Here is a 14,561-nt window from a genome sequence, read left to right as displayed (position 1 = left end):
TGTCCCACTCCCACGGGCGCGGGTGTCCAAGGGGACATGAACGCAAACGCCTGGAGCTGGAGCACGGTGGGGATGTTCCTCGTGGGAGTGGGCATGCTCGCGCCCACGCCAGCGCGCGCCTGCATCGCGCCCGACTGCGAGCAGGGAGTGCGCTTCCCTCTCCCCGGGGACGGCGGCGTGGTGCCCGCGAACGTCCCCGGGCTGGTGGCGATACCGCCGCTGCGGGAGAGCGTGGATCCATCCACCGTCCGGCTGCTGCTGCCGGATGGAACGCCGGTGCCCGCGACCGTCACGGCGGGCGCGCACGAGACCCAGGTCCTGGTCCCGGACGCACCGCTGGAGCCGGGCACCCCGTACCGCATCGAGGCCAAGGGGACCTGTGAACGCCAGGGGCCCCAGACCCGGTCCATGACGTTCACCGCCGGTCCAGCCCTGCCCCTGCCCACGACCCTCGGCACCCTGACGGCCGACACGCCGGGCTGGGGATATTTCCACGTGTACGGGGACTCGACGTGTGGCGCCTGGGAGGAGATGGGGACCTCCACCACGCTGCGCTTCACGCCGTCGCCGGAGCTGGTGCCATTCCTGCCGTGGGTGCATTGGACGCTGGAGGTGGACGGCGAGCCTTGGTCGTACGCGAAGCACGGCGTGCTGAACTCCGCGGGTGAGGACACCGTCGAGTCGTATCGCGCTGAAAACATCCGGCAGTTGCTCTTCCTCTACACATTCTGCGGCTACCCGAGCTGCCGTATGCCGCCAGAAGGCGGCCTCAAGCAGGGCCATCACCGGGCCACGCTCACGGCGACGCTGGAGCACGCGAACCTCACACTCCCCCCGGTGAGCGTGGACTTCGAGCTGAGCTGCTCGGTGAGGAGCGCGCTCGCGGAAGGCCACCCAAGGGCCCAATGCGCGGACGGAGGACCCTGGGCTGGCGATGACGCAGGGACCGTGGACGAGGATCCGAGCCCCGTGCCAGGCGACTCCAAGAAGGGCTGCACCCAGGCGGGAGGAGGATTGACGGTGCTGGGCCTGCTCGCCACGCTCCGGCTCTGGAACGGCCGGAGCTGCGCTAGGGGCTTCGACGCGGTCGGACGCCGCGCACGATGACTTCCCGTCCTCTGGGCTTCCGCTTCGACCCACGAATCGTCGCGACCCGCCTGCTCGAAGCAACGCCCACGTCGCCTCCTGTCCTGATTTCGAGCCTCGCACGTGCGGACTCGATCGCACGGTGGAGACGTTCCTGGAGGACCTCACGCGGAGGCAGCTCCGTCAGGTACTCAGCGACATGGATTCCTCGTGCGTCGAGATCGAGGTACTCGACCGTCTCGCGCTTCTTGCCCGCGCACAGGATGATGCCGAGCGGAGCCTGCTCGGCAGGCTGGCGCTCATGTCGATCGAGCCACCGCAAGTAGAGCTCCATCTGACCGGAGTCCGAGGGCTTGAAGTCGCCGATCTTGAGCTCGATGGCGACGAGCCTCTGCATGCGCCGATGGAAGAAGAGCAGGTCGAGGTAGTAGTCATCGCCGTCGAGCGTGATGCGCTTCTGTCGCTCGACGAAGGCGAAGCCCACGCCAAGCTCCAGGAGAAAGCGCTCGATCTCACGGAGGATGGCTGACTCGAGATCCCTCTCGCTATAGGTGTCGGAGAGTTCGAGGAAATCGAGCATGTACGGGTCTTGGAACACGAGCGCGGGCGTGAGTTCCCCCTTCTCACGCAAAGACGCGAGCTCATCACGAATGAGCTCCTCCGGCTTCCTGGAGAGAGCCGTGCGCTCGAAGAGCATGCTGTCGATCTTCTGGCGCAGCTCGCGCGTACTCCACCGTTCGACGCGGCACATCTCGGCGTAGAACTCGCGCTTCAGCGGGTCGTTGAGTGGAATCAACAGGGTGAAGTGGGTCCACCCCAATTGTCGCAGCAGTGCTGCGACAATCTGTGGGTCGGGAAAAACGGTGGCGAACTGGACCATCCGGCGCAAGTTCTTCTCGCCGAAGCCTCGTCCGTAGCGGGTCTCCAATTGTCTCCCCACCGCGGAGACAATCTGGCCGCCGTATTCCGCGCGCTGCCCACCTGTCACTTCGGTGAGAACGCGACGCCCCATTTGCCAGTACAGCTTCGTCAACATGGCGTTCGCGGTGACCGCGACTTGCTGACGAGCATCCTCGATCATCGAGCTGAGGTCTTGAACGAGCATCGAAACCTCCTGGTCGCTGGGCGCGCCCCCAAATAGCTCTCGCGAGAGTACAGGCGTGCCCGCGGTGCTGCCTCCCTTCTTGCGCGACATCATCATGGCGGTTCCTGGAAAGGTGTCGCAGCGGGAGGTGGAAGGTTCATGGTTCCAACGCCATGCAGCAGTGGTGCCGCTGCGCCTGATGCGAGTCCAGAAGCCGGGGATGTCCTCAGCAGGTCCCGACTCTCACCCCTCAAGACGCCCACTGGAGCATCCGCGCCCATCCCCGCGCGTGGACGCCGCGCGCGCCGCCGCACTGTGCGCTGACTCCGCTTCAGAGGCGCACGCCGCTGGCACGCGGGCTGCTCAAGCCCGGACGCGACCTCAGGCGGTCGAGCCAGCGAGGTGCCCGGGCCGTGGTGGCGCGGGATTCTGAAGGGGGAAGCGTGTCGATGCTGATGGCGGGGAAGCGGTTGGCGGTGTTCTCCATCCGCGAGGGCAAGGGCGGGAGCATCTGGGTGCGCGCGGGCAGCGCGTTCGTCAACAAGGACGGTTCGCTCAACGTCCTGCTGGACGTGCTGCCCCTGGACGGGAAGCTGCACGTGCGCGAGGCCGCGGAGAAGCGCGACTCGGCGGCCGGCAGTCGCTTCGGCGGCGGCGAGCCCTCGCTGGAGGCGGGCGTCGGGGGCCACTCGTGAGGTGGGCCTGGGCGTGGGTGTTGGGCTGCGTGCTGATGGGGCCGGGGCGTGCGGAGGCCGCCAGCCCGCGCATGCAATACGTGGGGGTGGTCAACCTGAACGAGGCCACGGCGGCGGAGCTGGACCTGCTGCCGGGCGTGGGTGAGAAGGCGGCGCAGCGCATCCTCGAGCACCGCAAGAAGCGGCCCTTCGGTCGCGTCGAGGAGCTGGTCCGGGTCAAGGGCTTCGGCAAGAAGAAGTTCCTCAAGCTGAGGGCCCACCTGGCCCTCACCGGCCCCACGACGCTCAAGAAGGAGCAGGTCCCCGCCGGGTCGCCGCCGGGAAGGGAGGCCAGCGTCACGAACCCATGACAAATACAACCCTCGGTTGAGTCAGGCTCAGGAGGGCCGCCATCCCCAGGTCCCGGCATGCCCCGGGATGGCGGCCTTCCGTTGCCTCCCCAGGCCTCCAGCCGGGCGGCCCCGTCCACCTGGGAGCACCCCTTCCGGATTTTGCTGGAACGCCCAGGCCGACGCGCTAGGACACGCCCACCTTTGGAACACAACGGAAAGACAGGGAGGCCGGAGGTGAGGGAGGATGCGCCCATGAAGGACACACAAGCCCCGGAGTCGATACCAGGCCCGGACGGCAGCAGGTCCCGGGGTTCGCAGCAGCATCAGCAGCAGTTGGGTGAGGTGCTGGAGTTCATGCGCCTGCTGTGGGCCGTGGACCATGGCCTCCAGTCCACGTCCAAGCGGATGGAGTCCACGCTGGGGCTCACCGGCCCGCAGCGGCTGGTCATCCGGCTGGTCGGCCGCTTCCCGGGCATCACCGCTGGCACGCTCGCCAACATCCTCCACGTGCACCCCAGCACGCTCACCGGCGTGCTCAAGCGCCTGGAGAAGCGCGGCCTGCTGGAGCGCAAGTCGGATCCGCTCGATGGCCGCAAGGCCCTCTTCGCGCTCACCGACGCCGGCCGCGCGCTGGACATCCCGTCCGAGGGCACCGTCGAGTCCGCCGTGCAGCGCGTGCTCGCCCGCCTGCCCCGCGACCGCATCGTCTTCACCCAGGAGGTGCTCAAGGCGCTCGCCGAGGAGCTGGGCGGACTCTCCGCGCCCCTGGAAGACGCGCAGCCCCGCCCCACGCCTCCCGCCGAAGGCTGAGCGCCCCCCCTGCCCTCCCACCGTCCCCACCGGGCGGGGAGGGCCCGGGTCCCCCTTCCGCGTTGTCCCCAGAACCCTGCTGTCCACCCCTCCTTCGTGCGGCGGACACAGGCGCCCGCCTTTCTGTCCTCCGCCCCGGCGATGCTCGCGCGAAGACGGCGGGAGTGCGCCACAATTGGGAAATAGCCCGCCCCGCCCGGGGTTGGCTCGCGACCGACGAGCGGACAAGCCAGCGTGAACCTCGAGACACCGCAGAGCCCAGCCCCCGAGCTGCCGCCCCCGCCGCCTCCTCCCGCCCCGCCTCCCCGGGACCGGGCCGAAGCGCGCTCCGGAGGCGTGGCGGAGCTGCTCGCCCAGGTGCGCGCCCGCCAGCGCCGCCAGCTCTGGGCCCAGGGCCTGCTGCTGGGCGCCGTCGCGGCCCTCGTGCTCCTGTTCGCCACGGGCCTCCTGGGCCGGGCGGCGCCCGGGCTAGCGCGGTCGCTGCTGTGGCTCGCCCTGCCGGTGGGCGCGGCGGTGGCGTACGTCTTCGGCGTCGTGCTCGCGCACCGGCAGGTGGGCGACGACACCCGCACCGCCCGGCTCGTGGGCCAGCGCCGGCCGGAGCTGTCGCTGGACGTGCTCGCCGCGGTGGAGCTGTCGCGCGAGCGCCGTGAAGAAGCCGGCTGGTCCCCCCAGCTCGCGGACGCGTTCCTGCGGCAGATGGACGAGCGCGCCCGCACGGTGGACGCCGGGCTGGTGGTGGACCGCCAGCCGCTGCGCCGCGTGGCCATGGCGTGCGGCGGCGCGGTGCTGGCGCTCGCGGTGCTGATGTTCTTCGTGGGCGGCCGGTGGGCCGCGGGCTGGAAGCACCTGCGCGAGCAGGCCGCGCGCCCGGAGACCGCCGCGCAGGCGGAGCCCATCACCGGCGACATCGAGCTGACGTACCGCTACCCCGCGTACACCGGCCTCGCGCCGCGCACCGTGCCCGGCACCAACGGCGAGGTCAGCGCGCCCGCCGGCACCGAGGTCGTGCTGAAGACGCGCTCGGACCGCCCCGTCGAGCGCGCGGAGGTCGTCGTCAACGGCCAGACGCTGCCCCTCACCGTCACCGGCGGCCGGGAGCTCACCGGCAGCTTCGTGGCGAAGCAGGGCGGCCACTACCACTTCGTCTTCTACGGCGCGCGCGCGAAGCCGCTCGCGGTGGGCCCGGACATCCCCCTCAACGTGGAGGCGGACAAGGCGCCCCAGGTGACGCTGCTCATCCCGTCCACGGAGATTGAGGTCGACCCCGGCCAGAAGGTGACGCTCAAGTACGAGGCCACGGACGACTACGGCCTGTCCGGCCTGGCGCTGGTGTACCGCATGCCCGGCGCCAAGCAGGAGACGCGCGTGAACCTGCCGCGCGAGGACAGCCGCCGCAGCCGGGGCACCTTCAACTGGGACCTGGGCCCGCTCAAGCCCGCCCCCGGCGACCGCATCACCTACTACGTGGAGGCGAAGGACAACGACGCGGTGGAGGGCCCCAAGAAGGGCGTCAGCCGCACGCAGACCCTGCGCGTCTACAGCGCCGCCGAGCACCGCCGCGCCGCCCTGGAGAAGGCCGAGGTCCTGTGGGGCCGCCTCGTGGACCACCTGGCCGACCGCCTGGAGGGCCCGGACCGCGCGAAGCAGAAGGACGCGGCCGCGGTGGAGACCGCGAAGTCCGTGGACACGAGCGGCCAGCAGCTCGCGGACGACTTCCGCGCCCAGGGCGCCGAGCTGTCCCGGGAGAAGGACGTGCCCAAGGAGATCGTCTCCGCGCTGCTGAACATCGGCGGGGAGCTCAAGCGCAGCGTCAGCACCACCTCCGACTTCCGCCGCCTGTACCTGCGCACCCAGCGCGCGCGCGGCGAGGACTGGGGCACCGGCACCCGGCTCACCGCCGTGGTGGAGGACGAAATCGAGGGCCTGGAGCGCGACATCCTCTACCTGGAGTCGCTCCTGGACCGGCAGAAGCTGGAGGCGCTCCAGGAGCTGACGAAGCAGTTGGCCAACGAGCGCCGCGACCTGTCGCGCCTCATCGAACAGTACAAGGCCAACCCGGACGAGGGCGCGCGCGAGCAGGTGATGCAGCAGATCCAACAGCTCAAGTCGCGCATCCAGGAGCTGATGCAGCGCATGGCGGAGCTGCGCAAGGGCATCCGCGACGAGCACCTCAACGCCGAGGCGCTGTCGGAGATGATGCAGCAGGAGGACATGCAGGGCGCCATGGATGAGGTCGAGCGCCTGATGCAGGAGGGCAAGGCGGACGAGGCCCTGGCGAAGCTCCAGGAGCTGGGCATGCAGATGGACGAGATGCTCGAGTCCATGGACAAGTCCCAGGAGGACTTCGGCGCGGAGCAGTACCCGGAGCTGGCGGAGAAGTTCGGCAAGTTCATGGACGACCTGCAGGGCACCATGGACGAGCAGCAGAAGGTCGCGGAGCAGACGCGCGCCCTGCGCGACCAGGCCCGGGGCCAGAACCGCGACCGGCTCAAGGAGAAGGGCCAGGCCCTCAAGGACGAGCTCGAGCGCAAGCTGAAGCAGGTGCAGGAGGACTACCAGAAGCTCGACCCGGCCCGGCTCAACAGCCGCGCGGCCCGCCCGCTGGAGGAGGCCCAGTCCGAGCTGCGCAACGTGGAGAACGCGCTCAAGGTGGACGACTTCGACCTGGCCGCGGAGGCCGCCGCGCGCGCCGAGGACGCCGCGCGCCAGCTCTCCAGCATGGGCGAGCAGCAGCGCCAGTTGGATGAGATGTTCGGCAACCCGCCGGAGGTGCGCCAGCAGTCCGCGAAGATGGCGGAGCAGCTCAAGAAGGACGCGCGCGACGTGGCGGACGTGAGCCAGCAGTTGCAGAACCTCTTCCCGCCGCCGGGCTCGCAGTTGTCGCAGCAGGAGAAGCAGCAGCTCCAGCAGTTGGGCCAGCGCCAGCAGCAGTTGGAGCAGCGCGCGCAGGGCCTGCGCCAGCAGATGGAGGACATGGAGCAGACGGCGCCGCTGTTCGGGGAAGAGGCCGGCCAGCAGATGGATGAGATTGGCCAGCGCATGGGCGAGGCGTCCCAGCGCATGCAGGGCAAGGACCCGGGCCGCGGCTACGGGGAGCAGCAGGCCGCCATGGAGGGCCTCAAGCGCTTCCAGCAGCAGATGCAGCAGAGCCAGCAGGGCCGCAAGGGCGGCCGCGGGCTGCCCATGCCCATGGGCTCCGGCCGCCGCCAGGAGGGCAACGGCCGCAACCCGCAGGACAAGGTGGAGCTGCCGGACGAGGACGCCTTCCAGGCGCCCCGCGAGTTCCGCAAGGACCTGCTGGACGCGATGAAGCAGGGCGCGCCGGAGAAGTACCGTGAACAGGTGAAGCGCTACTACGAGGAGCTGGTGAAGTGAGCCGCCACATGCACGCGTCCCTCAACGGACTGGGCGTCCTGTGCGCCCTCCTCGTCGCCGTCTCCACCGCCTTCGCGCAGCCGCCCGACGCGGCCCTCAAGGAAGAGGTGAAGCAGCGGCTGGGCAAGGTGGAGCAGTCGCTGGACGACTGGGACGTGGGCGGCGCCCGCCGCGAGCTGGCCGAGGTCGAGAAGCGCGTGCCCTCCGAGCTGGAGCCCCTGAAGTACTTCCAGGGGCGCGTGGCCTTCGAGGAGGGCCAGTACGACGACGCGGTGACGCTGCTCGAAGGCGCCAACATCGAGGACAAGCCGGGCAGCTACCTGCGGCTGGCCAAGGACACGCGCGCCATCGTCAAGGACCACCAGAAGGCGGAGTCCGAGCACTTCATCTTCTTCTACCCGAAGGGCAAGGAAGAGGTGCTGGTGCCCTACGCGCTGGAGACGCTGGAGGCCATCCACCGGGCGCTCGCGGAGGACCTGGGCTGGACGCCGCCGGGCAAGGTGCGCGTGGAGGTGGTGAACAACGCGCGCGAGCTGTCCCGCGTCAGCACGCTGACGGAGAAGCAGATCCGCACCACGGGCACCATCGCCATCTGCAAGTTCAACAAGCTGATGGTCACGAGCCCCAAGGCCGTGGCGCAGGGCTACGACTGGCAGGACACGCTGGCGCACGAGTACGTGCACCTGGTGGTCAGCCAGATGTCCCACAACACCGTGCCCATCTGGCTGCACGAGGGCCTGGCCAAGTTCCTGGAGTCGCGCTGGCGCGGCAAGGGCGGCCTGGCCATGACGCCGTCCACGCAGGCGCTGCTGGGCAAGCGCGTGAAGGAGGACAAGCTCATCCCCTTCGAGAAGATGCACCCCTCCATCGCCATGCTGCCCACGGCGGAGGACGCGGCCACCGCGTTCGCGGAGGTGTTCTACGCCATCGACTACATCCACGGCACCCAGGGGACCGCGGGCCTGCGCACGCTCTTGCAGGAGCTGAAGGCGGGCCAGCCGGACAAGAAGGCGGTGGAGGCGGCGACGGGCATGCCCTTCCCCCTCTTCGAGAAGACGTGGCTGTCCTACGTGAAGAAGCAGCCCTTCCCGCAGGAGCTGGTGCCGCGCGACGACCGCGTGGTGCTCAAGGAGGACGCCAAGGGCGCGCAGAAGGACAGCGAGAAGAAGGGGCGTGAAATCTCCTTCGGCGGCTTCTCCGAGGTGACCGAGGTCCCCGCGCGCAAGTTCGCGCACCTGGGCGAGGTGCTGCGCGAGCGCAACCGCGTGAAGGCCGCCGCGGAGGAGTACGCGCGGGCGCACAAGCTGGTGGGCGACAAGTACGAGTCGGTGTCCAACAAGTTCGCGCTCGCGCTGCTGGAGCTGCGCCGGTTGGACGAGGCGGAGTCCGTGCTGCGCGGCTCGCTGCGCATGCACCCGGGCTCGCCCTCCACCAACGTGCACCTGGGCCGCATCCTGCTGTTCCGCAAGGACTACCCGAAGGCGAAGACGGCGTACCTGGAGGCGCTGGCCTCCGACCCGTTCGACCCCGAAATCCACGTGGCCCTCACGCGCATCCACGGCGCGCTGGGCGAGACGGCGCTCGCGTCCCGCACGCGCGTGGCCGCCGCCAACCTCACGGGCCTCAAGCCGGACGACGTGGACCGCGCCGCCCAGGCCTTCCTGCGCGCCGAGGACGAGCTGTCGGAGACGAAGAACGTCCCCGCCGGCACGCCCGACGCCCCGAAGGCCGCCCCGAAGCCGGCGCCCGCGCCCGCGAAGTAGCCCTCCTCCCCGGCGGCCAGCCAGCCGACGAGGAGGACGGGATGGCGCTCCCAGACAGTCGTGCGGTGCTGAACGTCCGCTCCCAGTCCCGGGGTCAGTGGCGCTGTCCACTGGCGCACCGGCCCGTGGGCGCAACGTGAATTGGCGCACGTCCCCCTTCCCACCCACTGGGTCCAGCGTCGCGCCCTGCTCCAACGTGCGCCGCGCGGACCCGGGTGTGTCCGGTCCACCGACGTGCCCCGCCTCACTTCCGAGGCCCTGAAAAGGAGCAGCACCCCATGAAGCGCACCCTGCACGGAGTCACCCTCGCCGCGGTCCTCTTCACCGGCGGCGTCTCGCTGGCCCAGAGCGCCGCGTCCCCCACCCCCGCGCCCGGCGCGAAGACGGCCGCCGCGCCCAAGGGCACGGTGGAGTTCAAGGGCTTCGTGGTGCCGGCGGATCCGAAGGCCTTCCTGGAGCGCCTGCACTACATCAACCAGTCGGAGATCAAGCAGGCCGAGCTCGCGCAGAAGAACTCGCAGAACCCGGACGTGCAGAGCTACGCCAAGATGATGGTCGACTCGCACACGGCCGCCGACCAGAAGGTCATGGACTATGCGAAGTCACAGAACCTGAAGCTGGCGGAGATGCCCAAGCCCGCCAACGACCTGGAGAAGAAGGCCATGGCCGCGGACAAGGCGGACATGGAGAAGCTCCAGGCGCTGAAGGGCGCGCCGTTCGACTCGATGTACATGTCCGCCCAGGTCGGCGCCCATGACGCCGCCATCGGCAAGGTGATGGCCGCCCAGCACGGCATGGGCGCCACGGGCGAGCTGGCCACGCTGCTCACGAACCTCAGCCAGGAGCTGCCCAAGCACCGCGACATGGCCTACCAGACGCTGGGCAAGCTGGACGAAGCCATGGGCGTGGGCGGCGCCGGCATGCAGGGCGGCACCATGGACCACGGCTCCATGGGCGGTGCGACGAAGACGAAGTAATGCAGCCGGTGTGAAGCGCGGAACGCCTCCCCGGAAGTGCATTCACGGGAGGCGCCCTCCGCGTGCATAGTGCCGGGCCATGTCACGACTGATTGCCCTGGCCTCCTGTGTCTCCGTGCTGCTCCTCACCGGCTGCTCCAACAACGCCGACGCCATCTGCGACCGCCGCAAGGAGTGTTTCGAGTCCGACCTGGACACCGGCAAGTGCGCCGAGAAGATCAGCGCCTGGGAGGATGAGAAGGAGAGCGAGCAGGACGACCGCCGCGCGCGCACCGCGGAGTGCTCGCAGTGCATCTCCGACCGCACGTGCGCGGAGGTCATCGCCAGTTGCATCGACGACTGCTTCGGCATCCCCTGAAGCCCAGCGCCTCAAGGGATGCCTTGCTGGACGCGCGCTACTTGCGCGTCCAGCGGTCCAGCCAGCCCAGCACCTCGTCGTGCCACTGGATGCTGTTCTGCGGCTTGAGCACCCAGTGGTTCTCGTCCGGGAAGTACAGGAAGCGGGACGGGATGCCTCGGCGCTGGAGCGCGGTGAAGGTGGCGATGCCCTGCGTGTCCACCACGCGGTAGTCCCTACCGCCGTGGATGACGAGCATGGGCGTCTTCCACTTCGCCACCTGGTTCACCGGGTTGAACTTCTCGTACGACTCCGGCTTCTCCCAGGGCAGCCCCTTGTGCTCCCACTCGGGGAACCACAGCTCCTCGGTGTCGTAGTAGGCGGCGCGCTCGTCGAAGATGCCGTCGTGGTTCACCAGGCACTGGAAGCCGTCCGCCCAGTTGCCGGCGATCCAGTTGATCATGTAGCCGCCGTAGCTGCCGCCCAGCGCGCACCGCTTCGTCTTGTGGATGAAGGGGTACTTCTGGAGCGCGGCGTTCAGGCCCTTCTGCAGGTCCTCCAGCGGCTTGCCGCCCCAGTCCCCGGCGATGGAGTCCGTGAAGGCCTGGCCGTAGCCGGTGGAGCCGTGGAAGTCGATCATCACCGCCACGTAGCCGCGGCCCGCGTACACCTGCGGGTTCCACCGGTAATGGAAGTGGTTGCCGAAGCTGCCCTGCGGCCCGCCGTGGATGAGGAAGGCCAGCGGGTACTGGCGCTTCGGGTCGAAGTCCACCGGCTTCACGACGTAGCCGTGCACCGTCTCGTTGTTCCAGCCCGGGAAGCTGAACTGCTCGAAGGCGCCGAACTTCAGGCCCGCGAGCGCGTCCTTGTTCACCTGGGTGAGCTGCCGCGCGCCGGTGCCGTCCGCCTTCACCGCGTACAGGTCCGCAGGCGAGTCCAGGTCATCCAGGGCGTAGACGACCTGGCCGTCCGCCGCGGGCTGGGCGCCGTCCGCGCTGCCGCCCTGGGTGAGGGCGCGCGCCTTGCCGGTGGCCACGTCCAGGGCGAACACGGTGTTCTGCCCCACGTCGTTGGCGGTGGTGTAGAGCGTGGCGCCGTCCTTGCTCCACGCGAGCGAGCCGGCCGAGCGGTCCCAGTCCTGGGTCAGCACGCGCTCCTGGCCACCCGGCCACGTGCGCAGGATGACGCGGTAGCGGTCGGCCTCGTAGCCGGGGCGGGACATGGCCACGTACGCGAGCGTCTTGCCGTCCGGGCTGAACACGGGGCTGGTATCCGTGGCGCGGTTCTTCTCCGTGAGCTTGCGCGGCTTCGTCTTGCCGTCGACGGGCGCGAGGAACAGGTCCAGGTCGGTGGACCACGACTCGCTGGGGCCCACGTCGCGCGCGGCGAAGACGATGCCCTTGCCGTCCGGGGTGAAGGTGAACTCCTCCGCGCCGCCAAAGGGCTTGCTGGGCGCGTCCGCGTCCATGCCCTTCATCACGTCCACGGCCGTGCCGCCGGCCACGGGGAGGACGAACAGGTGCGAGCGCGTGCCGTCCTTCCAGGTGTCCCAGTGGCGGGCGAAGAGCTGATCATACGCGCGGCCGGTGGTCTTCTTCTTGGAGGCCTCCGCGGCGCGCTGGGTGTTGCACGCCAGGTCCGCGCAGTCAGGGCGCGCGTCCAGCGCCACCGCGAGCTGCTGGCCGTCACGCGACAGCGCGAAGCTGTTCACGTCCAGCGGCAGCTTCGTGACGGGGAGCGGCTCGCCGCCGTCCACGGGCAGGCGCCACACCTGCGAGGAGCCGCCGCGCGACGACAGGAAGAAGAGGCTCTTGCCGTCCGGCGCCCAGACGGGGTCGCTGTCGCTGCTCGGGTCCGTGGTGAGCTGGCGCGGCGCCGAGCCGTCCAGGTTGACGAGCCACAGGTCGGTGCGGCCGCGGTTCGACTCCATGTCGGTGGAGCGCAGGACGTAGGCGACCTGGCGGCCGTCGGGAGAGACGCGCGGGCTGCTGAGCCGGCGCAGCGTGACCAGGTCCTGTTGATTGAACGGATGGGGCGCGGGCGCGGGGCTTGCGCCGAGCGCCAGGGCCGCGAGGAGCGACAGGGGCACGGAAGGTTCCTCCGGAGGAATGGAACCCGGACCGTGCCCTCGGGAGGGCGGACTGTCCACCGATGGATGCGGGCCCCGGTGGAAGAGGTGGAAGCCCCTGACGCGCGGTGCTAGAGATTCAGCCCATGAGCGCACCCATCGTCGTCCACATCTGGTCCGACTTCGTTTGACCCTGGTGTTACGTCGGCCTCGGTGAGGTCGAGAAGCTGAAGAAGGAATACGACGTCCAGGTGGAGTGGCACCCCTACTTCCTGCGCCCGGAGACGCCTCCGGAAGGGCTGCCGTTGCCCGAGTACGTGCGCCAGGGGATGAAGGACCCCAACAACCCGCTGAAGCTCCGCGCCGCGAAGGCCGGGCTGACGATGGTGCAGCGGGACATCATCCCGTCCACGCGCCGCGCGCACGAGGCGGCGGAGTACGCGCGCGCGCAAGGCAGGCTGGAGCCCTTCCAGGCGGCCATCCTGCGGCGCTACTGGAGTGAGGGTCAGGACCTCTGGCAGTGGGACACGCTGCGGGCCGCGGGCGTGGAGGCCGGGTTGGATCCGGACGAGCTCCAGCGCGCGGTGGAGGAAGGCCGCTACCGGCAGGTGGTGGAGGAGTCCGTGCGCGAGGCCCAGGAGATGGGCATCCGCGCGGTGCCCACCTTCATCCTGGGGGAGAAGGTGGCCATCCAGGGCGCGCACGAGTACCCGTCGTTCCAGCGGGCCATGCAGCAGTTGGGCGCGAAGCCGAAGCAGCAGGGCTGAGCGCTACAGGCCCTTCACCAGGATGAGCAGCCGCGCGAAGGTCTCCGGACCTTCGCCGGCCAGGCCCCTGGCGAAGTCCAGGAACGAGGGCGCCTGCTCCACGTGCTTGGCGACGACCTGGAACGCCTCCACGGCGGCGGCGTCCAGCGCGGCCACGGGCGTGCCTGGGGCCTCCAGCAGCGCCACCACGGCCGGGTGCCCGAGCAGCACCCAGCGCACCACGGAGGCGCGCAGCACGTGCAGGAACACGGCGTTCAAGAGGCTCTCGGCCTCGGTGAACGGGTGGCGCAGGACGTGGTTGAGCGCGTGGTGCAGGAAGTACTGGTGCACGCGCGCGCCGTGCAGGGACGCCAGGGCGGAGCGCCGCGCGGCGTGGAGCTCCCAAGCCCGGTCGGGATGCGTGTCCGCGCCGCCGTAGGATGCGCGCACGGCGCTCATGAGCGACAGGAAGCGCGGGCTGCTCACGGCGGCCTCGCGGGAACGGAGCACGGCGCCGCAGATGCCGGCCCACGGGCCTCCGGGCAATTCCAGTGCTTGGAGCTGCGCGTGCAGGGACGCGAGGGTGTCCGTGGATTCGTACTCGCGCAGGATGCTCGCGAGCCGCGCTGTCTCCGTTGACGCGAACGCTGTCGTCCCCGGGAAGTAGAAGTCGCCCAGGTCCAGCGCCATGCGGCCCAGCGCGTACAGCCTCGCGGCGAACGGGACTTCGCGGCGGTTCAGGAGCCGCAGCATCGCTTCGCGCACGGTGTCCGCGTGGGCCGTCCACGCGTCGTCTCCCGCCGCCACCTGCCTCGCGACCTGGGGACGCAGGGCCTGCTCCTCGGGCACGGGCTCGCGCACCAGCGCGTCCTCGGACAGCAGGCACAGTCGCGCCGTCTCCGGACACGCGAGCGACCCGGCCATCTCCACCCGCGCGCCCCAGCGCGTGAGCACTCGCGGGAAGACGGAGCAGCCGTCCGGCAGCACCGCTTCACCGTAGCGGCGCTGGAGCGAGCACAGCTTCGCTTCATCCAGGAAGGCGCAGTGCCCGTCCGCGCGCTTGCCCAGGATGCCCGCCTGCTGGCCCGTGGCGCCGTCCGGGTTCGGCGTGATCAACTCCGCGACCCGCGCGGCGTCCGGTGTGCCGGCGACCTTCTGGCGCAGCAGGCCCCAGCGTGACTCGCTGATGGGCACGGTGAGCCCCGCGCAGCAGGTGTCCTCGCACGCTTCCGCGATGCACCGGAAGCGCGCCATGTAGCGGGGGGCGGAGGCCGTCATCGCGCCA

11 protein-coding genes and 1 pseudogene are annotated in these 14,561 nt (G+C 70.1%); 9 read left to right on the top strand and 3 right to left on the bottom strand.

Features of this window, described 5'->3' with window-relative positions; genetic code table 11:
- Positions 1–36: 36 nt before the first annotated feature.
- Complete coding sequence (locus K8612_RS30095; RefSeq protein WP_223764794.1) at positions 37–1,107, top strand: hypothetical protein; 1,071 nt, start codon at positions 37–39, stop codon at positions 1,105–1,107.
- Here the strand turns inward: K8612_RS30095 and K8612_RS30090 are convergent.
- The gene (locus tag K8612_RS30090) at positions 1,070–2,287 is read right to left on the bottom strand and encodes a PDDEXK nuclease domain-containing protein (protein ID WP_255672379.1); all 1,218 of its coding nucleotides are present in this window, start codon (positions 2,285–2,287) and stop codon (positions 1,070–1,072) included. The two genes, K8612_RS30095 and K8612_RS30090, sit on opposite strands and share 38 nt — an antisense overlap.
- A gap of 332 nt (positions 2,288–2,619) precedes the next feature.
- Between K8612_RS30090 and K8612_RS30085 the strand changes: the two genes are divergently transcribed.
- The 7 genes from K8612_RS30085 to K8612_RS30055 all read left to right on the top strand — a co-directional run bounded on the left by K8612_RS30085 (position 2,620) and on the right by K8612_RS30055 (position 10,483).
- Positions 2,620–2,865, top strand: coding sequence for a hypothetical protein (locus K8612_RS30085; RefSeq protein WP_223743964.1), 246 nt, complete (start codon positions 2,620–2,622; stop codon positions 2,863–2,865).
- On the top strand, positions 2,862–3,215 hold the full coding sequence (locus tag K8612_RS30080; RefSeq protein ID WP_223743953.1) for a helix-hairpin-helix domain-containing protein: 354 nt from the start codon (positions 2,862–2,864) through the stop codon (positions 3,213–3,215). Before K8612_RS30085 ends, K8612_RS30080 begins: the two co-directional genes overlap by 4 nt.
- Before the next feature lie 234 nt (positions 3,216–3,449).
- Positions 3,450–4,007: a MarR family winged helix-turn-helix transcriptional regulator gene (locus K8612_RS30075; RefSeq protein ID WP_223764793.1), complete on the top strand. Its 558-nt coding sequence runs from the start codon at positions 3,450–3,452 to the stop codon at positions 4,005–4,007.
- Positions 4,008–4,241: 234 nt separating this feature from the next.
- Positions 4,242–7,385 (top strand): DUF4175 family protein, encoded by a 3,144-nt coding sequence (locus K8612_RS30070; protein WP_223764792.1) that lies wholly within the window; start codon positions 4,242–4,244, stop codon positions 7,383–7,385.
- Between the two features lie 8 nt (positions 7,386–7,393).
- Positions 7,394–9,148: a peptidase MA family metallohydrolase gene (locus K8612_RS30065; RefSeq protein ID WP_223764843.1), complete on the top strand. Its 1,755-nt coding sequence runs from the start codon at positions 7,394–7,396 to the stop codon at positions 9,146–9,148.
- 278 nt (positions 9,149–9,426) lie between these two features.
- A complete protein-coding gene (locus K8612_RS30060; protein WP_223764791.1) occupies positions 9,427–10,125 on the top strand; it encodes a DUF4142 domain-containing protein in 699 nt (232 codons plus the stop codon).
- 79 nt (positions 10,126–10,204) lie between these two features.
- A complete protein-coding gene (locus K8612_RS30055) occupies positions 10,205–10,483 on the top strand; it encodes a hypothetical protein (protein WP_223764790.1) in 279 nt (92 codons plus the stop codon).
- A 37-nt stretch (positions 10,484–10,520) separates the two neighbouring features.
- Here K8612_RS30055 and K8612_RS30050 read toward each other — a convergent pair whose 3' ends face one another.
- Positions 10,521–12,551: a S9 family peptidase gene (locus tag K8612_RS30050; protein WP_223764789.1), complete on the bottom strand. Its 2,031-nt coding sequence runs from the start codon at positions 12,549–12,551 to the stop codon at positions 10,521–10,523.
- 182 nt (positions 12,552–12,733) lie between these two features.
- On the opposite strand from K8612_RS30050, the pseudogene K8612_RS30045 reads away from it, so the two are divergent.
- Positions 12,734–13,297 (top strand): annotated as a pseudogene (locus K8612_RS30045) (DsbA family protein); the annotation flags it as partial.
- A 3-nt stretch (positions 13,298–13,300) separates the two neighbouring features.
- Here the strand turns inward: K8612_RS30045 and fliB are convergent.
- On the bottom strand, positions 13,301–14,554 hold the full coding sequence (fliB, locus tag K8612_RS30040; RefSeq protein WP_223764788.1) for a flagellin lysine-N-methylase: 1,254 nt from the start codon (positions 14,552–14,554) through the stop codon (positions 13,301–13,303).
- Between the last annotated feature and the right edge of the window lie 7 nt (positions 14,555–14,561).

Origin of the sequence: Corallococcus sp. AS-1-6, assembly GCF_020037015.1 — a bacterium.
GTDB lineage: Bacteria > Myxococcota > Myxococcia > Myxococcales > Myxococcaceae > Corallococcus.
The sequence above is the reverse complement of the archived record's forward strand: the minus strand, read 5'-3'. Positions and strand labels throughout refer to the sequence as shown.